Genomic DNA, 22,707 nt, shown 5'->3' with positions numbered 1-22,707 from the left:
GCCGTCCCCGAGCGCCGCGGAACGGGCGCCCATGGGAGGTGAAAGCCGACCGGCCCTGTCCCGGAGCCATGTCGTACTGAGGTACCTGAAGTACCGAACCGACTGCTCTCGCGGTGGCTGCGTCACCAGGCCACCGAGAGGTGAGACACGAGTGGGTAACTCGCTCGTCTGAGCTTAACCCGCCGGTAACGAGCGCGCCAGCCCCCGACTTTGTGATGTACGTCCCCGCACCTCACGGGCTTGCCTAAGCTCGGTCCATGGACGAAGCGTTGCGATCACTCACAGAGCGTCTGCGCGCCGAGGCCGGGGCCGGATCCTCGGCGGCCTACGAACGGCTGGCGGGGACGGAGGACCCCGATGTACTGGCCGCCGCGCTGACCGAGCCCGGACAGCCGCTCTGGGCGCGGGAGTTGGTCGCCTTCCGGCTCGGCACGGCAGGGGACCGGCGGGCCTTCGAGGCGCTCGTCCTGCTGCTCAACCACCGCGATCCCGAGCGCTGCGCGTCCGCCGCCCACGCCCTGGCCCGGCTCGGCGACCCGCGCACCGCCCGCGCCGCCGCGGCGCTCGCCACCAACGAACTGCGGGTCGCGTACGCGCTCCAGCCGGTCCGGCTCCTGGTCCGGCTGCGCGCGCCCGAGGCCGTACCCGCGCTGATCACCACCCTGGAGCGCAGGCTGCGCCCGCACGACCCCTACCGCAAGGTCGCCCTCGCGTGCGCGGAAGGTCTGGGCGTCCTGGGCGACGCCCGGGCGAGACGGGTCCTGAACGAGGCGCTCGCCCACCCCGCGCTCGCCGAGACGGCCGTGCGCGCCCTGACCCGGCTGCCCGAGGAACGGGCCCAGTGACCTGAGTCGGAGATCCGTCGGCAGTGGCCCCATCCGCACGTGCGCTCACGTGGGCCGGTGTGCCCGGCTCGCGCCTGTGCGCACGTGAGCGGGTTCCTGCACCCGGCTGTCCGCCCATGTGGGCCGGTGCGGCGCGCATCGTCCGGTGCCGGGCCGGCCCGCCTTCGTCAGTCCTGCCCCGCGCCGGTCAGCACGCGCGCGTAGCGCACCTCGGGCACCGCGACCCCGGCCGCCTCGAAGGGCTCCTCGGCGCCGTCGGGGCGGAAGCCGGCTCTCTCGTAGAAACGCCGGGCCGGGCTGTTCTCCTTGAGGACCCACAGCAGCATGCGCTCGTGCCCGGCCGCCGCGCAGCGGCCCACGGACTCCCGCAGCAGCGCCTGTCCGACGCCCTGGCCCTGCATGTCGGGATGGACATAGATCGCGTACAACTCGACCTCCCCGGACCGGACTTCACTGTCCCGGTGCGGTCCGTGGCAGGCCCAGCCGACCACGGCCCCGGCGCGCTCCGCGACCAGGTTCACCGCACTGCCGTCCCCCTCTTCGAGGGTGCGGCGGCGGCGCGCGGCGTCCTCGGCCACACTGAGCCCGTCCAGGTACGACTGCGGTATCAGGCCCTTGTACGCGCTCTGCCAGCCGCGCACCCGGATCTCGGCCACGCGCGGACAGTCGTCGAGGGTCATCTCGCGCACCCGCAGCCCGCTCACGCGCCGACCACCGCGTACGCCTCGATCTCCATCAGGAACTCGGGCCGGATCGGCGCGGCGACCTGGACCGCCGAGGCGGCGGGAAGACGCTCCGCGGGGATGTGCGCGGCGCGGGCGACCCCGTCGGGGGCGGGGATGCGTGTCGGCTCACTCATGGGTCCATGGTGGACCATGGGTCCGACATCGCCCCCGACGGGCGTGCGCGCGGGGGAGGTTCAGCCCCGGTAGCCGAGCAGTCCGTGCAGTGTCGACCCCCGGGACGAGGAGGACGCGGCCTTCGCGGTCAGCGGCTTCGGGTCGGGCAGCGTCCGGCACACCGCGTCGGCCTCGCCGCGGCCGCGCGGCACCTTGCCGCTGCCCAGATAGGCCGCCAGGTACTTGTCCAGGCAGGCGTTGCCGCTCAGCGTGATGCCGTGGTTGCCGCCGCCCTGTTCGACCACCAGGCTGGAGCCGCGCAGCTGGTGATGGACGGTCACCCCTCCCTCGTAGGGAGTGGCCGCGTCGTCGGTCGCCTGGAAGAGCAGCGTCGGCGGCAGCCGGCGGTTGGAGATGTCCACCGGCCGGAGCGAGTCCGTGGGCCAGAACGCGCACGGCGCGTTGTACCAGGCGTTGTTCCAGGCCATGAACGGTGCCTTGTCGTAGACCGCCCAGTTGTCCCGGCGCCACTGCCGCCAGTCGCGCGGCCAGGACGCGTCACGGCACTGGACCGACGTGTAGATGCTGTAGCCGTTGTCGCCCGAGGCGTCGACGGCGCCGAAGTTCTCGTACGCCTCGACGAGCGCGTCCGAGTTCTTGCTGTTCACATAGGACGCGAACGCCTCGGCGAGGTAGGGCCAGTAGCCGTTGTAGTAACCGCCCGGGATGAAGGTGTCCTCCAGTTCGGAGGCGCCGACCGTCTTCTGCGCGGGGTTCTTGGCGAGTGCCGCGCGCATCGCGTACCACTTGGCCTCGACCACGGCCGGGTCCGTGCCGAGCTTGTAGGCCGCGTCGTTCTTGGCGACCCACGCCAGGAACGCCAGGTGGCGGTCGTTGAAGGCGTAGTCCTGGCTGATGTTGTCGTCGTACCAGACACCCGTGGGGTCGACGATGGAGTCGAGGACCAGCCGGCGGACCCGCTGCGGGTAGAGCTTGGCGTACACGGCCCCCAGGTACGTGCCGTACGAGTAACCGAAGTAGTTGATCTTCTTGGTGCCGAGGGCGGCGCGGATCGCGTCCATGTCGCGGACCGCGCTCACCGTGTCCATGTACGGCAGCAGTTTGGCGTACTTCGTGCCGCACGCCTTCGCGAAGCCCTCGGCGCGGGCGAGGTTGGCCCGCTCGAGGGCCCTGGTGCTCGGGACGGTGTCGGGGCGGACGGGCTTGAAGTGCCCCGGCTCGCAGTCGAGGGCCGGCTTGCTCCTGCCGACACCGCGCGGGTCGAAGCCGATGACGTCGTACTGCGCCGCCACGGCCTTGGGCAGCGCGGAGGCGACGAAGCCGGCCAGCGTGAGCCCGCTGCCGCCGGGGCCGCCCGGGTTCACCAGCAGCGGCCCCTGGAAGGTCTTCGCGGTGTGCGGGACACGGGACAGGGCGAGGGTGATCCGCTCGCTGTACGGGTTGGAATGATCCAGTGGCACCTTCAGGGACGCGCACTGGAGCGTCGGATAGCTGCTGGTGCCGCACTTCTTCCAGACGGGTTTCGCGGTCCGGGCGGTGCGCGGTACGGCGGCGGAGCCGGTGCTCGCGTCGGCGGGGATCGAGGTGATCATCCCGGCCAGCACGACGGCCGCCCCGCACAGCGCGGCTGCGTGTTTCTTCACAAGGCCTCCCAGGACGGAGGATTCTGAGCCGTGCACGCCACGGCCTTCGCCGTATCGTGCCGAACGGGGGTCCTGGAAGAACGCGTTCCGGTGAGAGTCGACCCGATTGGATGGCGGGATGCGCTCGGATGCCGCCATGAGCACCCCCTGGGGCCTTCGGGGGTCCGGAGGTTTCACGGAGGCGTACGACGGGCCGCCGTGACGGTTCGTCATCGGCCTTCAGGGCACCGAACCTTCAGGGCACCGGCCTTCAGAGCAGCGTCAGCTGGGTCGGTCCGGGAGCGGCGGGTGCCGGGGCGGGGGTGGGCTCGGGGACGGTGGTCCGGCGGGGCATTCCCGCGCGCGTGGGGCCTATTCCGTACTCCTGTGCCAGCTCGTGGACCTGGCCGGTGATCCGCCGCTGATACCACTTCGGGGCGTAGGCGCCCTCCGCGTACAGCCGCTCGTAGCGCCGTACGAGGTGGGGGTGGTGGTGCTCCAGCCAGGCCATGAACCACTCGCGGGCACCGGGCCGCAGATGCAGCACCAGCGGGGTCACCGAGGTGGCTCCCGAAGCGGCGACGGCCCGTACGGTCTCGCGCAGCTGGGCGGGGTGGTCGCCCAGGAACGGGATCACGGGGGCCATCAGGACGCCGCAGTCGATGCCGTGGTCCGTCAGGGTGCGAACGACGTCCAGGCGGCGCTCGGGGGCCGGTGTGCCCGGCTCCACGGTGCGCCACAGTCCGGTGTCGGTGAAGCCCACGGAGACCGAGATCCCGACGTCGGTGACCGCGGAGGCCTCCTTCAGCAGGTCGAGGTCGCGCAGGATGAGCGTGCCCTTCGTCAGGATCGAGAAGGGGTTCGCGTGGTCGCGCAGGGCCGTGATGATGCCCGGCATGAGCCGGTAGCGGCCCTCGGCGCGCTGGTAGCAGTCGACGTTGGTGCCCATCGCGATGTGCTCGCCGTGCCAGCGGTGCGAGGCGAGCTGGCGGCGCATCAGTTCCGGCGCGTTGACCTTCACCACGATCTGCGAGTCGAAATCGAGTCCGGTGTCGAGGTCCAGATAACTGTGCGTCTTGCGGGCGAAGCAGTAGACGCACGCGTGTGAGCAACCCCTGTACGGGTTGACCGTCCACTCGAACGGCATGCGGGAGGCGCCCGGCACCCGGTTCACGATCGACCGCGCCCGGATCTCGTGGAACGTGATCCCTTGGAATTCGGGGGTGTCGAACGTCCTCGTCGTGACCGCGTCCGCGCCGAACAGGGCGGCGTCGCGGGCGGGGTTGTCGGCAAGGTCCGCTGTCAGGTTCTCCCAGCGCATGGCGCCTCCTAGGTAGCACTGGAGAGAGAATAGAACACATGTTCCCTTGATCGTGCGACCCCTTTCCCGTGTCGCCCCGCCGGTGCTGCCCGCGCCCACGGGGACCCCGATTTGGGCGGCCGGGGCGCCGGGTGGTTGGCTGGCCGTACATCCCGAGGAACCACACGCTGGAGGAAGTGCCATGGCGCAGGTCGAGGCCACGACGGAGCGGGTCATCGCGGCGGACGCGGAAGCGGTGTTCGACGCCCTGGCCGACTACAGCGGCACGCGGCCGAAGCTGCTGCCCGAGCACTTCAGCGAGTACGAGGTGCGCGAGGGCGGCGACGGCGAGGGCACCCTCGTCCACTGGAAGCTGCAGGCCACCAGCAAGCGCGTCCGTGACTGCCTGCTCGAGGTGAGCGAGCCCACCGACGGCGAACTCGTGGAGAAGGACCGCAACTCCTCCATGGTCACCACCTGGCGCGTCACCCCCGCCGGTGAGGGGAAGTCGCGCGTGGTGGTCACCAGTGTCTGGAACGGTGCGGGCGGCATCGGCGGCTTCTTCGAGCGGACCTTCGCGCCCAAGGGCCTCGGCCGCATCTACGACGCCCTGCTCGCCAACCTCGCGGCGCACACCGAGAAGTGACCCCTTCCTCCGGGAGGCACGTGCTTCCCGGAGGACCGGGTACGTCCGCCGGACGGTGACGTGGCCGCCGCGACCGCCGCGGGGCCGTGCCCGAGGGCGTGCCGTGCCCTCACCGTTTCGAGTGGATCTCCCTCTCGCCCGGCACCCTCTCGCCCGGCACCCTCACGCCCGGACAGAGGCCCGGTCCCGGTCCGGACCGGCGCTCCCAGGGACAGGTCGCGCGCCGGAGCCGCCCCGTCGAGCTCAATTCCCGCATTGCCACACATCGCGACGGGGCGCCGCCGTACGGTAGTGGAGGCGGTACAGATCTTGCGGAGCCGTGGGGAGAGAGGGCCGGGCCATGGACCGTGGCACCGAAGCGGGCGCAGCTCCCAGCCCCGGGAACGGCGCGGCGGAGCACGCCGACGCCGGACGCATCCCGCTGGCCGTGGTGGTCGTGGACCGCGACGGGCTCGTCTCGCACTGGAGCCGCGGTGCGCGGCACCTGTTCGGCGCCGCCAAGGAAGAGGCGCTGGGCCGCCACGCGGTGGATCTGCTCCCCGTCTCCGGTGCGCTCCCCGAGGCCGCGGACGCGGTCCCGTTCGGAAGCCGTGCCACGTACGACGGACTCGGGCCCGGCCTGGAGTCCTCCCTGGACGGACGGCTCTCCTACCCGGCCGCCGGACGCGCCCGGCTCACCGCGGCGGGTCCCGGGCGGATCGACGTCCTGTGGTGGGCCTACCCCCTGGTCGGCCCCGGCCCGGAGCGGCTGCTCGTCCTCGCCGCCGACGCGGCCGCGATGCGGCACGAGGACGACGACGTCTCCTTCGAGCGCATCGCGCCCGGTTTCGCGCTGCACACCGACTTCCCCGGCGCGGCGGAGCTGGCCCGTCGGCTCCCCGACATCCTGCCCAGCATGAGCGTCGTCGAGAGCGCCCGCATCGTCGCGCAGGTGCTGGAACTGGGCTATCCCGTCCTGGAGTTCAGTCAGAACGACCGGGTGCCCGTCACCCCCGACTGGGGCGTGCCCCGGCGTGCGGAACGCAGGGCGCGCCGCGAGCGGGCCGCGCGGGCGGCGGCCTCCGGCACGCCCGTGACGCAGAACCTCCCGGACGACGAGGGCGAGGACCTCGAGTACGCGGCCGTACGGGAGCGCCTGGAGTTCCTGAACGAGGTCAGCGGGCGCATCGGAACCTCCCTCGACCTGTCGCGGACCATCCAGGAGGTCAGCCGGGCGGTCGTGCCCCGCTTCACGGACGTGGCGGGCACCTATCTGCGTGAGCAGGTCGTCGCCGGTGAGGGCTTTCCCGACGGCGTGCCCGACACGACCACGATGTGGCACCGGGTCGCCGTGGAGCACACGGACGAGCCGGGCCGCTGGGACGACGTCGTACCGGTCGGCGAGGCCATGCCCTTCCCCGCGCACACCCCGTTCTTCCAGTGCATGACCACCGGTGAGCCCGTCCTCGTGCCGCGCATCAGCGAGCAGACGGGGCACATGATCGCCGCGCAGTTCGAGAAGCGCGACATCAGGCCGCTCATCACCGGCCGCTCCATGCTGGTCGTGCCCCTCAAGGCCCGTAACGTGGTGCTCGGGTTCATGATCCTGCTGCGTCACCCCGAGCGCGTCGAGTTCAACGACATGGACCGGGTCACCGGCGCCGAACTGGCCGCCCGCGCGGGCCTGGTGCTGGACAACGCGCGCATGTACACCTATCAGGAGAGCGTCGCCGAGACCCTCCAGGACAGCATGCTGCCGACCATCGCGCCCCGCATGGCCGGCTGCGACATCGCCACCCGCTATCTGCCCGGCACGCTCCTCGGACGCGTCGGCGGCGACTGGTTCGACTCGGTGAAGCTGCCCGGCTCACGCACCGCACTGGTCGTCGGGGACGTCATGGGCCACGGTCTGAACTCCGCCGCGATGATGGGCCAGCTGCGCACCGCCGTCCAGACCATGGCCGCGCTCGACCTGCCGCCCGCCCAGCTGCTGCGCAACCTCGACGACCTCGCCCAGCGTCTCGGCGACACCTACCTCGCCACCTGCCTGTACGCCGTCTACGACCCGATCGCCGGACTGCTGCACCTCGCCAACGCGGGCCACATCCCGCCGGTCCTGGTCCGTGCCGCGGACGGCCGCAGCGAGCTGCTCGACCTGCCGACCGGGGCGCCCATCGGGGTCGGCGGAGTGCCCTTCGAAGCGGTCCGCGTGCGGGTGGAGCCGGGCGACCGGCTCGTGATGTGCACCGACGGGCTGGTCGAGGTGCGCGGCGAGGACATCGGTGTCGGCCTCGCCACCCTCTGCGAGTCCGCGGCCCATCCGGCCGCCTCCATGGACCACGCCTGCGACACCATCATCCGCGCGCTCAACACCCGCGGCGGGCGCAAGGACGACGTCGCCCTTCTGATGGCCAGGCTGAACGGAATCGAGCCCGAGGACGTCGCCGAATGGCGTCTGGCGCTCGACCCGGCCGAGGCCGGCAGAGCGCGCGCCGTGGTCCGGGAACAACTGCACGAGTGGGGCCTCGACGGCCTCGCCGACAACGCCGAGCTGATGGTCGGCGAACTCGTCGCCAATGCCGTACGGCATGCGCACAGCCGCCGGATCGAGCTGCGGCTCGTTCGCGGCGACACCCTGCTGTGCGAGGTGGACGACGACGACCACACGCTTCCGATCCTGCTCAGCGCGGGTCCCGGCGACGAGTTCGGGCGCGGACTGCGGCTCGTCAGCGTCCTGTCCCGCGAGTGGGGGGCCAGCCGGACCGGCGCGGGGAAGACGGTGTGGTTCGAACTGACGCTCCCGCGCGGATGATCCGTTCGCGCACCGCCCGGGCGCCGGCGCGGCTCCGGCGGGTGAAGGGCGTACGGGGTTCGAATGAGCGGTGAAGGAATGCGCCGGCCGCTTGTCGCCGCACGCCGGGCGCGATAGACCGATCAGGCCCGCCGGGTCCCGGCGGGCGCGGTCGCGACCCCGGGAGCGGGTATGAGCGTGAGCAGTCGGTACAGAGGGGCCTGGGAGGGCTTCTGGCGCGAGGCCCCCGGCGGGCAGGGCGGGGTCCTGTGGGACGCCGATCCCGCGCTCACCGCCGCGGTCCACCTCGCCCATTTCGAGCCGCACCTGACGGCACCCGACCTGCCCCTGGTGGACGTCGGCTGCGGCAACGGCACCCAGACCCGCTTCCTGGCCGACCGGTTCCCGCAGGTCGTCGGCACCGACTTCGTGCCGGCGGCGCTCGACCACGCCCGCGCCGCCGATCCGGCGGGCCGGGTCCGTTACCGGCTGCTCGACGCGGCGGACAAGACCGAGACCGAGGCGCTGCACGCCGAGCTCGGCGACACCAACGTCTACATGCGAGGAGTGCTCCACCAGTCCGAGCCGGACGACCGGCAGCCGCTGGCGGACGGGCTGGCCACCCTGGCGGGCGACCGGGGCCGGGTCTTCCTGGTCGAGCTCGCCGAGGCCGCCGGTCCGGTCCTGCGCGGGCTGGCCCAGAGCCCGGACGGCCCTCCGGCCAAGCTGGCCCCGGTGTTCCGGCACGGCATCGCGCCGGGCGAGGTCGCGGACGCGGCGGTCCCCGAGCATCTGCGCCAGGCCGGTCTCACCGTTCTCGCGAGCGGTGAACTCCCGCTCTTCACGACCGAGTACACGCCCGACGGCACCCTCATCGAGCTTCCGTCGCGGTGGCTGGTGGCCGGACGCACCGGCTGACACCCTCGGCCCGGACCCGCGGGAGTTGTCCACAGGCTCTGCCGGGTCCGGGCCGAAGCGCGTACGGTTTCGGCATGAAGATCCTCATCAGCGCCGACATGGAAGGCGCCACGGGTGTGACCTGGCCGGCCGACGTGTTGCCGGGGACTCCCCAGTGGGAGCGGTGCCGCGCGCTGTTCACCTCGGACGTGAACGCCGCGGTGCTCGGCTTCTTCGACGGCGGCGCCGACGAGGTGCTGATCAACGAAGCCCACTGGACCATGCGGAACCTGCTGCTCGAGCGGCTCGACGAGAGAGCGGAGATGCTCACCGGGCGGCACAAGGCCCTGTCCATGGTCGAGGGCGTGCAGCACGGGGACGTGGACGGCATCGCGTTCGTCGGGTACCACGCGGGCGCGGGCACGGAGGGCGTCCTCGCGCACACCTACCTCGCGAACTCCGTCACCGGCGTGTGGGTCAATGACGTACGGGCCAGTGAAGGACTGCTCAACGCCCATGTGGTCGCCGAGTTCGGCGTGCCGGTCGTGCTGGTCACCGGCGACGACGTGGCCTGCGAGGACGCGCTGGGGTACGCGCCCGAGGCGCTGAAGGTCGCCGTGAAGGACCATGTCTCGCGCTACGCGGCCGTGTGCCGCACCCCGGCCAGGACCGCCGCGGACATCCGGGCCGCGGCCAAGGAGGCGGCGGCGCTGGCGGTGCGGCACGAGCCGGTCGCCGGCGGGCCGTTCACGGTCGCCCTGGAGTTCGACGCCGAGCACCTGGCCATGGCCGCCACCGTCGTCCCGGGGGTCGGTCGTGTCGGTGAGCGGAAGATCGCGTACACCAGCGACACGATGTACGAGGGGATTCGGACCTTCAAGGCGGTCACCACGATCGTCTCGGCCGCGGTGGAGGAGCAGTATGGCTGACGAGCGGGCACTCGACGAGGTCGTCCGGTTCACCTCCGACCTCATCCGGATCGACACGACCAACCGGGGCGGCGGGGACTGCCAGGAGCGCCCCGCCGCCGAGTACGCCGCCGCGCGGCTCGCAGAGGCGGGCCTGGAGCCCACCCTCCTGGAGCGCACCAAGGGGCGTACGAACGTCGTGGCCCGGCTGGAGGGCACCGACCCGTCCGCCGACGCGCTCCTCGTCCACGGTCATCTGGACGTGGTGCCCGCCCAGGTCGAGGACTGGAGCGTCCACCCCTTCTCGGGGGAGATCCGTGACGGTGTCGTCTGGGGACGCGGCGCGGTCGACATGAAGAACATGGACGCGATGATCCTCTCCGTCGTCCGGTCCTGGGCTCGCACGGGGGTACGGCCCCGGCGCGACCTGGTCATCGCCTTCACCGCCGACGAGGAGGCGAGCGCGGAGGACGGCTCGGGCTTCCTGGCCGACGAGCACCCCGGGCTCTTCGAGGGCTGCACCGAGGGCATCAGCGAGTCGGGGGCGTTCACCTTCCACGACGGCAGCGGACGGCAGCTGTATCCCATCGCGGCGGGCGAGCGCGGCACCGGCTGGCTCAAGCTCACCGCGCGGGGACGGGCGGGCCACGGCTCCAAGGTGAACCGGAGCAACGCGGTGACCCGCCTCGCCGCCGCGGTCACCCGCATCGGCGCCCACGAGTGGCCGCTGCGCCTCACCCCGACCGTACGGGCGGCGCTCACCGAACTCGCGGCCCTGTACGGCGTGGACGGCGGCCTGGACGACGTGGACGCGCTGCTGAGCAAGCTCGGCCCGGCCGCCGCGCTCGTCGAGGCGACCGTCCGCAACAGCGCCAACCCGACGATGCTGAGCGCCGGTTACAAGATCAATGTGATTCCGGGCGAGGCCGTCGCCCATGTGGACGGCCGGTATCTGCCCGGCGGCGAGGACGAGTTCCGCACGACCATGGACGAACTCACCGGCCCGGACGTGGAGTGGGAGTTCCATCATCACGAGGTGGCCCTCCAGGCCCCGCTGGACTCGCCGACGTACGCGCGGATGCGAGCGGCCGTCGAGGAGTTCGCGCCGGAGGGCCACGTCGTGCCGTACTGCATGTCGGGCGGCACGGACGCCAAGCAGTTCTCCCGCCTCGGCATCACCGGCTACGGCTTCGCGCCGCTCAAGCTCCCGGAGGGTTTCGACTACCAGGCGATGTTCCACGGAGCCGACGAGCGCGTCCCCGTCGAGGCGCTCCACTTCGGTGTCCGTGTTCTCGACCGCTTTATGCGCACGGCCTAGGGGGACGAGATGCAGACCACGTCATACGGTTCATGGCCCTCGCCGATCGACGCGAGACTCGCCGCCGCGCACGACGGAAGTCCCGAGTTCGTCGCCTTCGTCGGCGACGAGGCCTGGTGGACCGAGCCCCGGCCGGCCGAGGGCGGGCGGCGCACGCTGGTGCGGCGGAAGGCGGACGGCACCGAGGAACCGGTGCTCCCGGCCCCCTGGAACGTCCGCAGCCGGGTCATGGAGTACGGCGGCAGCCCCTGGGCGGGCGTCATGCGCGCCGAAGGCCCGCTGATCGTCTTCGTCGACTTCGCCGACCAGCGCCTCTACCGCTGTGAACCCGGAAGCGAACCCCGCCCGTTGACCCCCCTCTCACCGGTGGGCGGCGGACTGCGCTGGGTGGACCCGCAGGTGCGGCCGGAGCGCGGTGAGGTCTGGTGCGTCATGGAGGAGTTCACCGGGGACGGGCCCACCGACGTGCGCCGGGCCCTCGTCGCGGTGCCGCTGGACGGATCGGCGGCGCGGGACCGGGACGCCGTGCGCGAACTGTCCGACGGGCGGCACCGGTTCGTCACCGGGCCCCGGCTCTCGCCCGACGGACGCCAGGCGGTCTGGCTCGCCTGGGACCACCCGAGGATGCCCTGGGACGGCACCGAGGTGATCCTCGCGGACGTCACCGGGCACGGCACGCTCTCCGCTCCGAGGACCGTCGCGGGGGGCCCGGAGGAGTCCGTCGTCCAGGCCGACTGGGCGGCCGACGGAACGCTGCTCTTCGTCAGCGACCGCAGCGGCTGGTGGAACCTCCACCGGCTCGGCGCGGACGGCGGGGCGATCGCCGTCTGCCCGCGCGAGGAGGAATTCGGCGGCCCCCTCTGGAAGGTCGGGCTCCGCTGGTTCGCGCCGCTGGACAGCGGCCTGATCGCCGTCGTGCACGGTCGGGGTGCCACCGCGCTCGGGATCCTGGACCCCGAGACCGGGGAAGTCGTCGACACGGCGGGCCCCTGGACCGAGTTCGGATCGACGCTCGCCGTGCACGGCAGCAGGGTCGTCGGCGTCGGAGCCAGCCCCCGCAGCGCCCATGAGGTCGTCGAACTGGACGCCCGCACCGGGCGGGCCCGGGTGATCGGCGCCGCGCACGACGACCCGGTCGACCCCGCGTACTACCCGGAACCCCAGATCCGTACCTTCACGGGACCCGCCGGACGCGAGGTCCACGCGCACATCTACCCGCCGCACCACCCCGGCCACGTCGGCCGCGCGGACGAACTCCCGCCGTACGTCGTATGGGTCCACGGCGGCCCCACCAGCAGGTCGCCCCTCGTTCTCGACCTGGAGATCGCCTACTTCACCTCCCGGGGCATCGGAGTGGCGGAGGTCAACTACGGAGGATCGACCGGCCACGGACGGGAGTACCGCAACCTGCTGCGCGAACAGTGGGGTGTCGTCGACGTCGAGGACTGCGCCGCCGTCGCGCTCGCGCTCGCCGACGAGGGCACCGCCGACCGACGGCGGCTCGCGATCCGGGGCGGCAGTGCGGGAGGCTGGACCACGGCCGCCTCACTGGCCACGACCGACGTCTACGCCTGCGGCACGATCCTCTATCCCGTGATCGACCTCACCGAATGGGCGTCGGGCGAGACGCACGACTTCGAGTCGCAGTACCTGGAATCGCTCGTCGGCCCGATCGCCGAGGTGCCGGCCCGGTACACGGAACGGTCGCCGTCCACGCACGCCGACCGGATCACCGCACCCTTCCTGCTGCTCCAGGGGCTCGACGACGCCGTCTGCCCGCCCGTCCAGTGCGAACGCTTCCTGGCCCGTCTGGAGGAGCAGGGCCGCCGTGTCCCGCACGCCTACATCGCCTTCGAGGGGGAGGGGCACGGGTTCCGGCGCGCCGAGACGATGGAACGCGCCCTGGAGTCCGAACTCTCCCTGTACGCGCAGGTCTTCGGACTGAATCCGCCCGGCATCCCCACCCTGGAGCTGTCCAAGTGAGACGGCCCGCTGCCGGGTGCGCGTGAACCACCAGGGCCTGAGCACCAGCACCCGAGCCGCTGGCGCTTGAGCACCCCAGCAGCCGGCATCCGACCGCCGGCACCGAGCAGCAGCATCTGAACCACCGACCACTGGAGCACCACGAGTGACCCGAACGACCGCACCGATCACCGCACTGACCCGACCCGCGCGGCTCGCCGCCGGGGCCAGGGTCGCGGTCGTCGCGCCCAGCGGGCCCGTCCCCGAGGAACGGCTCGAAGCCGGACTCGACATCCTGCGCGGCTGGGACCTCGACCCCGTCGTCGCACCCCATGTCCTGGACCGGCACAGCGAGTTCCGCTACCTGGCGGGGACGGACGCGGACCGGGCCGCCGACTTCCAGGCGGCCTGGTGCGACCCGGACGTGACCGCCGTGCTGTGCGCCCGCGGCGGCTACGGCGCCCAGCGCATGATCGACCTGCTCGACTGGGACGCCCTCCGGGCCGCCGGTCCCAAGGTCTTCGTCGGCTTCAGCGACATCACCGCGCTGCACGAGGCGTTCGCCACCCGGATGGGGCTCGCGACCCTGCACGGGCCGATGGTGGCGGCGGTCGACTTCCTGAAGAACCCGCGGTCCCAGGAGCATCTGCGGGCGACCCTCCTCGAACCCGAGTCGGTGCGGACCATGATCTCCGGCGAGGCCACCGCGCTCGTGCCCGGGAAGGCCGCCGGTGTCACGCTCGGCGGCTGCGCCAGCCTCCTGGCCGCGGAACTCGGCACCCCGCACGCCCGCGCCGGCGCCCGGGGCGGGCTGCTCCTGATCGAGGACATCGGCGAGGAGGCCTACCGGCTGGACCGGATCCTGACCCAACTGCTGCGCAGCGGCTGGCTCGACGGCGTGGCCGGGGTCGCGCTCGGCTCGTGGGTGGACTGCGGACCGTACGAGGAACTGCGCGCGGTGTTCGCCGACCGGCTCGGCCCCCTCGGCGTTCCCGTCGTCGAGCACTTCGGGTTCGGGCACGCCGAGGGGACGCTGACGATGCCGTTCGGTGTCCGCGCCGAGCTCGACGCGGACGCGGGGACACTGACCCTGGAGGCGCCCGCGCTGCTCTGACCTTCGACAAGCCGCCGCCGGGTCCGTGCTCGCATAAGGTGACCAGATGCCCGAGAAGATCGACTTACTCGCCGAAGGCCCCCGCGCAGGCATCCGCCACTTCACCCTCGAGGACGGCGCGGAGTTCACCGCACGGGCCAGGGAGAGCCGGAGCCTGCACCGGCCCTGGCTCTTCCCGCCCGCCGACCTCGACGCCTATGCCACCTACGCCGGGCGGCTCATCGAGGACCCGACCAAGGCCGGGTTCCTCGTCTGCGAGCGCGACGGCGGCGGGATCGCCGGCTTCATCAACATCAACAACATCGTCATGGGCGGTTTCCTGTGCGGCGCCCTCGGCTACGGCGCCTTCGCGCACGCGGCCGGGCGCGGGCTGATGACCGAGGCGCTCGGCCTCGTCGTGCGGTACGCCTTCGGGGAGATGGGACTGCACCGGCTGGAGATCAACGCGCAGCCCGGCAACGTGGCGTCGATCGCGCTCGCCCGGACCTGCGGCTTCCGGCTCGAGGGCTTCTCTCCGGCCTTCATCCACATCGACGGTGCCTGGCGGGACCACGAGCGGTGGGCGATCACCGCGGAGATGGTCGAGCCCGCCTGACGGCCGCCCCGTGCGCATGCGTTCGGGCGGCCGGCGCGGGCCTCACGCGAGCGCGTCGGCGCGCGCCCCGCGGGCCCGACGGCCGGTGCCCCGGGGACCCGGCGGGCGACGCCTTTGCGGAATCCTGACCTGATTCTGTCGAGCGGACACCCTGGTCAGCACGCCGATGAGCATGTTCCATGGTCATCGTGACGACGATCCGACGTGACGTACTGGCCCTCCCGGCGGCGGAACTGGGCCCGAGCAACCCGCTGCCGCCCCTGCGGACCCTCGACGAGATGCACCGTATCGACGACCGCGACCGCGTCGGCCTGCCGGGCGACATGGCCCGGCAGATCGGGTACGAGCCGCTGCGCAGCGTACTGCCGGAGCGCATACGCGACGGGTACGGGCGAGAACGGCAGCCGCGCGAACTCGACACGATAGTGATCGAGAACGACCGGCTCCGCGCCACCGTGCTGCCCGGCTACGGCGGCCGCGTCGTCTCGCTCTTCCACAAGCCCACCGCGAGGGAACTGCTCTACACCAACCCGGTGCTCCAGCCGGCCTGCTTCGCCCTCAACGGCGCCTGGTTCTCCGGCGGCATCGAATGGAACATCGGAGCCACCGGGCACACCACCCTGTCGTGCTCACCCGTTCACGCCGCCCGCGTCCCCGCCCCGGACGGCGGCGAGATGCTCCGCCTGTGGGAGTGGGAGCGGCTGCGCGACCTCCCCTTCCAGGTCGATCTGTGGCTGCCGGACGGCTCCGACTTCCTGTACGTGGGCGTCCGCGTCCGCAACCCGCACGAGAAGCCCGCCCCGCTGTACTGGTGGTCCAACATCGCGGTCCCCGAGGAGCGCAGGGTGATCGCCCCGGCCGAGGAGGCCTGGCACTTCGGCTACGAGCGACGGCTGCGCCGGGTGCCCGTGCCGGCGTACGACGGGACCGACCGGACGTACCCGCTGAACAGCACCTTCCCCGCCGACTACTTCTACGAGGTGCCCGACGGACGGCGCCGCTGGATCGCCGCCGTCGACGACGCGGGCGAGGGCCTGGTCCAGACGTCCACCGACGCCCTGCGCGGGCGCAAGCTCTTCGTCTGGGGCTCGGGACCCGGCGGACGGCGCTGGCAGGAATGGCTCACCGAGCCGGGGACCGGCGGGTACTGCGAGATCCAGGCCGGACTCGCCCGCACCCAGCTCGAACACGTACGGCTCGAGGCCGAGAGCGACGTCTCCTGGCTGGAGGCGTACGGACCGCTGACCGTGAGCGCCGAGAGCGCGCACGGGGCGGACTGGGAGGCCGCGCGGGCGGAGGCCGAGGGCCGTCTGGAGAGCGCCCTTCCGCGGGACGCGGTCGACGCCGCGTACGCCGCCTGGCTGCCGCACGCCGACACCGCGCCCGGTGAGGTCCTCGCCGTCGGATCCGGCTGGGGCGCGCTCGAAGTGCTGCGCGCCGCGCACAAGGTTCCCGGCACGCCCTTCGACGAGAGCACGCTCGGCGACGATCAGGAGCCGTGGCTGGAACTGCTGCGCTCCGGCGCGTTTCCCGAGCCCCGGCGGGTCGGGCCGCCCGGGGAGACGCTGGTGGCCCCGCACTGGCGGGACATGTTGGAGACGGCACCCGCGGCACCGATCGCCGAGTACCACCTCGGAGTCGCCCAGTGGCATGCCGGAGATGTGGCCCAGGCCGTGCGGAGCTGGGAGCGGGCGCTCGAACTCGCCCCGTCGCTCTGGCCGTTGCTGCGCTGCCTCGCCGTCGCCGACCAGGAGACGGGCAACGACGAGCGTGCCGCCGACCGCTATGCCGAGGCCTTCGACGACCTGTGCCGGGAGCGGCGCGACGACGGGCAACGGTGGACCGCGGTGACCGCCGCGCTCGGCCGCGAGGCCGTCGAGGCGCTGCTGAAGGCCCGCCGTCCGGTACAGGCGCGTGCCGTGTGGGAGCGGCTGCACCCCGCGACGCGGGAGCGGGGCCGGTTCCGCCTCGTGGAGGCCGAACTGCTGCTCGCCGAGGGCCGTCGCGAGGACGCGCGGGCGGTCTTCGACGCGGGCTTCGAGGTCGCCGACCTGCGCGAGGGGGCGGAGACCATCGACCGGCTGTGGTCCCGGCTCGGCGACGAGCCCCTGCCGGCGCGCTACGACTTCCGCATGCGGCCGCCGTCCACGCCCTGAGCCGTCCCGCTCCGTGCGGTCGACCGCTGAGTCTCGGCCCTTGAGTCTCGGCTTTTGAGCCGGTCGCGGTCGCGGGTCCCCGAGGCCAGGGCCGCCGAGGCCAGGACCTTCGCGGTCACGGCCTCGGGGACCCGCGACCGCCGGGTGGGGCACCCGAGGCCCCGTCGCGTCCCGGGCCCGGTACCGCTCAGCCGTTGCGGTCCGCGTACTCGTACACCGACCCGTCGGGATGCACGGCGATGAGGTTGCGGCCCCCGGGTGTCTCCACCGGGCCCGCGACGACACGCGCGCCGAGGTCCGTGAGGACCCGGCCGGTCTCCTCGACGTCCTTGACAGCGATCGTCGCCGCGACCTTGCGCAACACGTCGAGTTCGGACGCGGGCCCGCTCATCAGCAGGAAGCAGCCGACCGCGGCGACCGACACACCGCCGCGCTCGAAGCGCTGTGCCCTGCCGCCCGCGAGCCGTTCGTAGAAGGGGACCGCAGTCTCCAGGTCGTCGACGCAGACGCGCAGCGTGGCTCCCAGAATCTCCATGAGGGCGAGCCTAGTTGGGCGCGTACGGCGGGGGAGATCGATTCGGACGATCGCCTCCGGCACCGGGGGCCGTCCGTCATGGTCCGGTTCCGCGGGTACCCGCGGACGATGAGGCGCATCGGGCACTGGGGACATCCGCGACGCTCGATGGCCCCGGCGCCGGTGCCGGCGCCGGCACGGGCCCGGCTCCCGCCGACGACCCCGGGACACGGCTGCACCGGGCGCGGTGGAACAGCCCTGGACACCGGCGGGGGCCTGAAATACCGGGTGCACCCGTGTTTGGGTCCCCTGGTCGGGGGGACGCGGAAAGCCCGTACGGCGGACGGGACGCGGCCTCACCTGCGTCGGCAGGGGCGGCCGGAGCACTGAGCTGTCCGGAAGCCGCCGGACGCCTGGAAGGAGCATCATGAACACACGCCGGCTCATCGACCTGGCCCAGCAACTGCGCGTCGACAGCGTCCGGGCCGCCGACGCCGCGGCCTCGGGACACCCGACGTCCTCCATGTCCGCCGCCGACCTGATGGCGGTCATGCTGGCCAACCACACACGGTACGACTTCGAACGCCCGCAGCATCCCGGCAACGACCGTTTCGTCCTCTCCAAGGGGCACGCGTCGCCGCTCCTGTACTCCGCGTACAAGGCGGCCGGCGCACTGAACGAAGCCGAACTGCTCACTTTTCGCAAGGCGGGCAGCAGGCTCGAAGGGCATCCCACGCCCCGGCGGCTCCCGTGGGTCGAGACCGCCACCGGATCGCTCGGCCAGGGACTGCCCGTCGGGGTCGGCATCGCGCTCGCCGGGAAGCGGCTCGACCACACCGGATACCGCGTCCGGGTGCTGTGCGGCGACAGCGAACTCGCCGAGGGCTCGGTGTGGGAGGCCGCCGAGCACGCGGGCTACGAGCACCTCGACAACCTCACCGTGATCGTCGACGTCAACCGCCTGGGCCAGCGCGGGCCGACCCGGCACGGACACGACCTGGACGCGTACGCCCGCAGGTTCGCCGCGTTCGGCTGGCACACCGTCGAGGTCGACGGACACGACGTGGACGCGATCGACCGCGCCTTCCTGGAGGCGGACTCCACCAGCGGACAGCCCACCGTGATCCTCGCCCGCACCCTCAAGGGCAAGGGCGTGGCCTCGGTCCAGGACCGCGAGGGACTGCACGGCAAACCGCTGCCGGACGCCGAGGAGGCGATCGCCGAACTCGGCGGGGTGCACGACCGCCGGGTGGAGGTCCAGCCGCCGCCCGCCGCCAGGATGCTGCACGCCGTACGCTCCGGGCACCTCGACCTCCCCCGGTACGAGACCGGTGACGAGGTCGCCACCCGCGACGCCTTCGGAAAGGCGCTCGCCGCGCTCGGCACCGCCCGCGGCGACGTCGTGGTCCTGGACGGCGAGGTCGGGGACTCGACCCGCGCCGAGTTCTTCGCCAAGGAACACCCCGAGCGCTACTTCGAGTGCTACATCGCCGAGCAGCAGCTGGTCGCCACCGCCGTCGGCATGGCCACGCGCGGCTGGGTCCCGTACGCCTCGACGTTCGCGGCCTTCCTCACCCGGGCCCACGACTTCGTCCGCATGGCCTCCATCAGCGGTGCGGGCGTCAACCTGGTCGGCTCCCACGCGGGTGTCTCCATCGGGCAGGACGGGCCTTCGCAGATGGGGCTCGAGGACCTGGCGATGTTCCGGTCCGTGTACGGCTCGACCGTGCTGTACCCGTGCGACGCCAACCAGACGGCGAAGCTCGTCGTCACGATGGCCGGCCTGGAGGGCATCCGCTATCTGCGCACCTCGCGCGGCGAGAGCCCCGTCATCTACAGCGCCACCGAGGAGTTCCCGGTCGGCGGCAGCAAGGTGCTGCGCGCCTCCGCCGACGACCGGCTCACGCTCGTCGCCGCGGGGGTCACCGTCCACGAGGCGCTGGCCGCGGCGGAAGCGCTCGACCGCGAGGGCATCCGGGCCCGGGTGATCGACCTCTACTCGGTGAAGCCCGTGGACCGCGCGACCCTGCGCGAGGCCGCCGAGGAGACCGGCTGCCTGGTCACGGTGGAGGACCACCGGGAGGAGGGCGGCATCGGGGACGCGGTGCTCGACGCCTTCACCGACGGCCGCCCCGTGCCCCGTCTGGTGCGCCTCGCCGTCCGTACGATGCCGGGCTCCGCGAGGCCGGACGAGCAGTTGCACGCCGCGGGCATCGACGCCGAGTCGATCGCGGCGGCGGGCCGGCTGCTGGTCGAGACGGCCGTGGTGCGCTGACCGGCCCGCGGACGGGAGGAACCCGCGGAGCGGTGCGCCGGCCGGCCCCGGGGCAAACTCGTGGTGCGCCGAGCGGGTCCCGGGCGGGCTGTCGTGGTGGGGCCGGCGGCCCCGGGCGGGCTGTCGTGGTGCGCCGACCGGAGTCCGGAGGGCACCATGGTCAGTACGCCGTGGGGGGCGCGAGTGGAAGCGCGGGAGGTGACTCATGAGCGCTCTGCGCTATGTCTACGCGATCTGCCGCCCCTTCTCGGCGGCGCTGTCGGCCGAGCTGACCGGGGTCGGCGGCATCCCGCCCAGACTCCTGCGCCACGGCGGCCTGATCGCCGTGGTCGGCTCGGTCCCGGAGCGGGAGTTCGCCGCGGAGCCGCTGCGCCGCCGGCTGGAGGACGTCCACTGGCTGGAGGCGACGGTCCGCGCCCACCAGGGCGTCATCGACGCGCTCACCGCCGTCACCAGCCCGCTGCCGCTCCGGCTCGCCACCGTCCTGAGGGACGACAGCGGCGTACGCGTGATGATGGACGAACGCAGGGAGGATTTCCTGCGGACCCTCGACCGGCTCGACGGGAGAGTGGAATGGGACGTGAGCGTGTATGCCGGAAGCACGGCGGACTCCGGCCTCACCGGAACCTCCGGCAAGGCCGGAAGCCCCGGAAACTCCGTGGACGAATTCACGCGCCGGCTGCACGACAGCCTTTCCGAGTGTGCCGAGGAGAACCGGCTGCTGACTCCGCGGAATCCGGACTCCACTCGGAAGGCATCTCCCGCAGAACAGGGGGAGAAAATCTTTGACGCCGCCTATCTGGTGCCGCGCGCGGACTCGGGGGAATTCGTGGAACGGGTGAACGGAAAGGTGGGGGAGGAGCCGGGGATGCGGGTGGAGCTCACGGGGCCGTGGGCCGCGTACTCCTTCACGCGGTCCACGGGCCTCACCGGGTTCACCGGCCTCACGAGCTGCACGGGCTGAGCGGCACGGCACGGCGCTGCGGGACACTGCGGGGCACGGCACGGAGCCCGGCCCGAGGTCCAGGACCGTCCTGGACCTCGGGCCGGGCGAAGCCGTTTCTCCCCGAATTCTCATCGAGGGGGAGGAGCTACCACCTGTACCAGCGGCCCCGGCCGCCGGAAGCGTTCGTGCCGCGCACCAGGAATCCGAGCAGCCACAGGACGAGGACCACGAGCGCTATCCACCACAGAATCTTCAGCGCGAATCCGGCACCGAAGAGAATCAGCGCGAGCAACAGAACCAGCAGAATGGGAACCATAGTGTGTAACCTCCTGCGTTCCTGGTTGCCCGTTATCGCGGGATCACGCTTCCTTTCGGCAGAGAATTTCTCCGTGCAGTACGGAGAACCAGCCGTCCTCCTGCCGTCCCCACTGCCGCCAGGCGTCCGACACCGCCCGCAGCTCCTCGGGGGTCGCGTGGCCCCCTTCCGTGGCCCGGTCCGCGTACGCCGAGGCCAGGGTGCGGTCGGCCCACAGACCGCTCCACCACTTCCGCTCGTCCTCGGTGGAGAAGGTCCAGGTGCTCGACGTGGCCGTGATGTCCCGGATCCCGGCCACCAGTGCCCATGACTTGAGACGGCGGCCGGCGTCGGGCTCGCCCCCGTTGGCGCGGGCGACGCGCAGGTACAGGTCCAGCCACTCGTCCATACCCGGTGTGGACGGGTACCAGCTCATGGATGAGTAGTCCGCATCGCGGACGGCGATGAACCCGCCGGGCCTGGTGACCCGGTGCATCTCCCGCAGCGCCTGCACCGGATCGCCCACGTGCTGGAGCACCTGGTGGGCGTGGACCACACAGAACGTGTCGTCCGGATACGCCAGCGCGTGGACGTCGGCGACCTCGAAGTCGACGTTGTCCAGGCCGCGTTCGGCTGCCGCCCGGCGCGCCTGGTCCAGGATGCCGGGTGCCTGGTCGACGCCGGTGACCCGGCCGTCCGGCACCAGTTCGGCCAGGTCCGCGGTGATGGTGCCCGGGCCGCAGCCGATGTCGAGGATCCTCATGTGCGGTTTCAGCGAGTCGAGCAGGTAGGCCGCCGAGTTGGCGGCCGTGCGCCAGGTGTGCGAGCGCAGCACCGACTCGTGGTGGCCGTGCGTGTAGACGGCGGTCTCCTGCGACTTCGGCTCCGACATGACCGGTCCCCTTCTCGGCGTACGGACCTCGCCCGGAGTGCGCGCACTCCCTGAGGTGATGTCATCACCGTACGCGGTCATGTCGAATTATGAGACCTGCATCTTGCTATGTGGACACGCCCGGAGTCGGCGCGGGTACGTCAGCGCACGGACGGCCGGGCGGGGTCGGCCGGTCCCGGGTGGGCCGGGTCGGCCGGTCCCGGGTGGGCACCAGCGCCGTCACGGCGTACGCGGCGCCGGCCCCCAGGGCCGCACCGGCCACCACATCGCTCGGGAAGTGGACGCCGGTGTAGACGCGGGACAGCGCCACCGCCGCGGCGAGCGGTGCCACGACGGCGCCCCAGCCGCGGGACTGCAGCGCCATCCCCGTGGCGAAGGCGGCGGCGGAGGCGGCGTGCCCCGACGGGAACGACGTGGTGACCGGCTGCCGCTTGAGCCGCCGGACGGCGGGGACCGGGCCGAGGCCGGGGCGGGTGCGGCGCACCGAGCGCTTGCCGAGGGTGTTGATCGTGGCGGAGGCCAGGGTGAGCGAGGCGACACCCCGGGCGGCGGCCCGGCGGGCCCGCGGGGTGCGGCTCGCCGCCACGGCGGCGGCCGTGGCGAACCACAGGAGGCCATGGTTCGCGCTCCGGCTCAGCCGCGGCAGCACGCGGTCGCCGCCCGGCCAGTGCCGGGCCGCGACCGCCTCGAAGAGCCGGTGGTCCAGCGCGAGCAGGCCGTCCCGAAGGGCGTGGCGGCCCGGTACGAGGGCGGTCGGACCGGCATCCGGGGTCGTGGTCATGCCGGTCCGTC

Annotated in this window: 18 protein-coding genes and 2 pseudogenes; 12 read left to right on the top strand and 8 right to left on the bottom strand. The window is 72.5% G+C overall.

All coding sequences use genetic code 11. The annotated features are described in order from the left end of the window. Positions 1 to 257 precede the first annotated feature (257 nt). Positions 258 to 845: an adenylosuccinate lyase gene (locus tag ACH4S8_RS26945; RefSeq protein ID WP_398398369.1), complete on the top strand. Its 588-nt coding sequence runs from the start codon at positions 258 to 260 to the stop codon at positions 843 to 845. 167 nt (positions 846 to 1,012) lie between these two features. Here ACH4S8_RS26945 and ACH4S8_RS26940 read toward each other — a convergent pair whose 3' ends face one another. The 4 genes and pseudogenes from ACH4S8_RS26940 to ACH4S8_RS26925 form a co-directional block, all read right to left on the bottom strand. Further along, entirely contained in the window at positions 1,013 to 1,549 is a 537-nt protein-coding gene (locus ACH4S8_RS26940) for a GNAT family N-acetyltransferase (RefSeq protein ID WP_398398366.1), read from the bottom strand. Then, a pseudogene (locus ACH4S8_RS26935) lies at positions 1,546 to 1,665 on the bottom strand (RidA family protein); the annotation flags it as partial. The pseudogene ACH4S8_RS26935 and the gene ACH4S8_RS26940, both read right to left, overlap by 4 nt. Before the next feature lie 99 nt (positions 1,666 to 1,764). Then, entirely contained in the window at positions 1,765 to 3,348 is a 1,584-nt protein-coding gene (locus tag ACH4S8_RS26930; RefSeq protein ID WP_398398364.1) for an alpha/beta hydrolase, read from the bottom strand. 250 nt (positions 3,349 to 3,598) lie between these two features. After that, positions 3,599 to 4,648, bottom strand: coding sequence for an Rv2578c family radical SAM protein (locus ACH4S8_RS26925; protein WP_398398362.1), 1,050 nt, complete (start codon positions 4,646 to 4,648; stop codon positions 3,599 to 3,601). 181 nt (positions 4,649 to 4,829) lie between these two features. On the opposite strand from ACH4S8_RS26925, the gene ACH4S8_RS26920 reads away from it, so the two are divergent. The 9 genes from ACH4S8_RS26920 to ACH4S8_RS26880 all read left to right on the top strand — a co-directional run bounded on the left by ACH4S8_RS26920 (position 4,830) and on the right by ACH4S8_RS26880 (position 16,993). Beyond that, the gene (locus ACH4S8_RS26920; RefSeq protein WP_398398360.1) at positions 4,830 to 5,273 is read left to right on the top strand and encodes an SRPBCC family protein; all 444 of its coding nucleotides are present in this window, start codon (positions 4,830 to 4,832) and stop codon (positions 5,271 to 5,273) included. A 340-nt stretch (positions 5,274 to 5,613) separates the two neighbouring features. Beyond that, entirely contained in the window at positions 5,614 to 8,064 is a 2,451-nt protein-coding gene (locus tag ACH4S8_RS26915; RefSeq protein ID WP_398398358.1) for a SpoIIE family protein phosphatase, read from the top strand. Positions 8,065 to 8,235: 171 nt separating this feature from the next. Next, a complete protein-coding gene (locus ACH4S8_RS26910) occupies positions 8,236 to 8,961 on the top strand; it encodes a class I SAM-dependent methyltransferase (RefSeq protein ID WP_398398356.1) in 726 nt (241 codons plus the stop codon). Between the two features lie 74 nt (positions 8,962 to 9,035). Next, complete coding sequence (locus ACH4S8_RS26905; RefSeq protein ID WP_398398354.1) at positions 9,036 to 9,869, top strand: M55 family metallopeptidase; 834 nt, start codon at positions 9,036 to 9,038, stop codon at positions 9,867 to 9,869. Further along, the gene (locus ACH4S8_RS26900; protein WP_398398352.1) at positions 9,862 to 11,166 is read left to right on the top strand and encodes a M20/M25/M40 family metallo-hydrolase; all 1,305 of its coding nucleotides are present in this window, start codon (positions 9,862 to 9,864) and stop codon (positions 11,164 to 11,166) included. Before ACH4S8_RS26905 ends, ACH4S8_RS26900 begins: the two co-directional genes overlap by 8 nt. Positions 11,167 to 11,175: 9 nt before the next feature. Further along, on the top strand, positions 11,176 to 13,149 hold the full coding sequence (locus tag ACH4S8_RS26895; protein ID WP_398398350.1) for an LpqB family beta-propeller domain-containing protein: 1,974 nt from the start codon (positions 11,176 to 11,178) through the stop codon (positions 13,147 to 13,149). 166 nt (positions 13,150 to 13,315) lie between these two features. Then, the gene (locus ACH4S8_RS26890) at positions 13,316 to 14,242 is read left to right on the top strand and encodes an LD-carboxypeptidase (RefSeq protein ID WP_398398635.1); all 927 of its coding nucleotides are present in this window, start codon (positions 13,316 to 13,318) and stop codon (positions 14,240 to 14,242) included. A 46-nt stretch (positions 14,243 to 14,288) separates the two neighbouring features. Then, positions 14,289 to 14,837 (top strand): GNAT family N-acetyltransferase, encoded by a 549-nt coding sequence (locus ACH4S8_RS26885; protein WP_398398348.1) that lies wholly within the window; start codon positions 14,289 to 14,291, stop codon positions 14,835 to 14,837. Between the two features lie 179 nt (positions 14,838 to 15,016). Next, positions 15,017 to 16,993, top strand: coding sequence for a DUF5107 domain-containing protein (locus ACH4S8_RS26880; RefSeq protein WP_398398346.1), 1,977 nt, complete (start codon positions 15,017 to 15,019; stop codon positions 16,991 to 16,993). 187 nt (positions 16,994 to 17,180) lie between these two features. Here ACH4S8_RS26880 and ACH4S8_RS26875 read toward each other — a convergent pair whose 3' ends face one another. Beyond that, positions 17,181 to 17,528 (bottom strand): VOC family protein, encoded by a 348-nt coding sequence (locus ACH4S8_RS26875; protein WP_398398344.1) that lies wholly within the window; start codon positions 17,526 to 17,528, stop codon positions 17,181 to 17,183. A gap of 406 nt (positions 17,529 to 17,934) precedes the next feature. On the opposite strand from ACH4S8_RS26875, the gene ACH4S8_RS26870 reads away from it, so the two are divergent. Continuing rightward, complete coding sequence (locus tag ACH4S8_RS26870) at positions 17,935 to 19,782, top strand: transketolase (RefSeq protein ID WP_398398342.1); 1,848 nt, start codon at positions 17,935 to 17,937, stop codon at positions 19,780 to 19,782. A 205-nt stretch (positions 19,783 to 19,987) separates the two neighbouring features. Next, positions 19,988 to 20,746, top strand: coding sequence for a GvpL/GvpF family gas vesicle protein (locus ACH4S8_RS26865; RefSeq protein WP_398398340.1), 759 nt, complete (start codon positions 19,988 to 19,990; stop codon positions 20,744 to 20,746). Positions 20,747 to 20,873: 127 nt separating this feature from the next. Here ACH4S8_RS26865 and ACH4S8_RS26860 read toward each other — a convergent pair whose 3' ends face one another. From ACH4S8_RS26860 to ACH4S8_RS26850, 3 genes and pseudogenes are all read right to left on the bottom strand, one after another. Further along, positions 20,874 to 21,044 carry a hydrophobic protein gene (locus ACH4S8_RS26860; RefSeq protein WP_339132430.1) on the bottom strand — a complete coding sequence of 57 codons (171 nt, stop codon included), beginning with the start codon at positions 21,042 to 21,044 and terminating at the stop codon, positions 20,874 to 20,876. Between the two features lie 43 nt (positions 21,045 to 21,087). Then, positions 21,088 to 21,915: a class I SAM-dependent methyltransferase gene (locus ACH4S8_RS26855; protein ID WP_398398337.1), complete on the bottom strand. Its 828-nt coding sequence runs from the start codon at positions 21,913 to 21,915 to the stop codon at positions 21,088 to 21,090. Between the two features lie 118 nt (positions 21,916 to 22,033). Next, a pseudogene (locus ACH4S8_RS26850) lies at positions 22,034 to 22,696 on the bottom strand (phosphatase PAP2 family protein); the annotation flags it as partial. Positions 22,697 to 22,707 lie beyond the last annotated feature (11 nt).

The organism is Streptomyces sp. NPDC021080 (assembly GCF_044333225.1).
In the GTDB taxonomy this organism is placed as follows: Bacteria; Actinomycetota; Actinomycetes; order Streptomycetales; family Streptomycetaceae; genus Streptomyces.
Note: the sequence above shows the minus strand (reverse complement) of the source record. Positions and strands in the feature narration are given on the sequence as shown.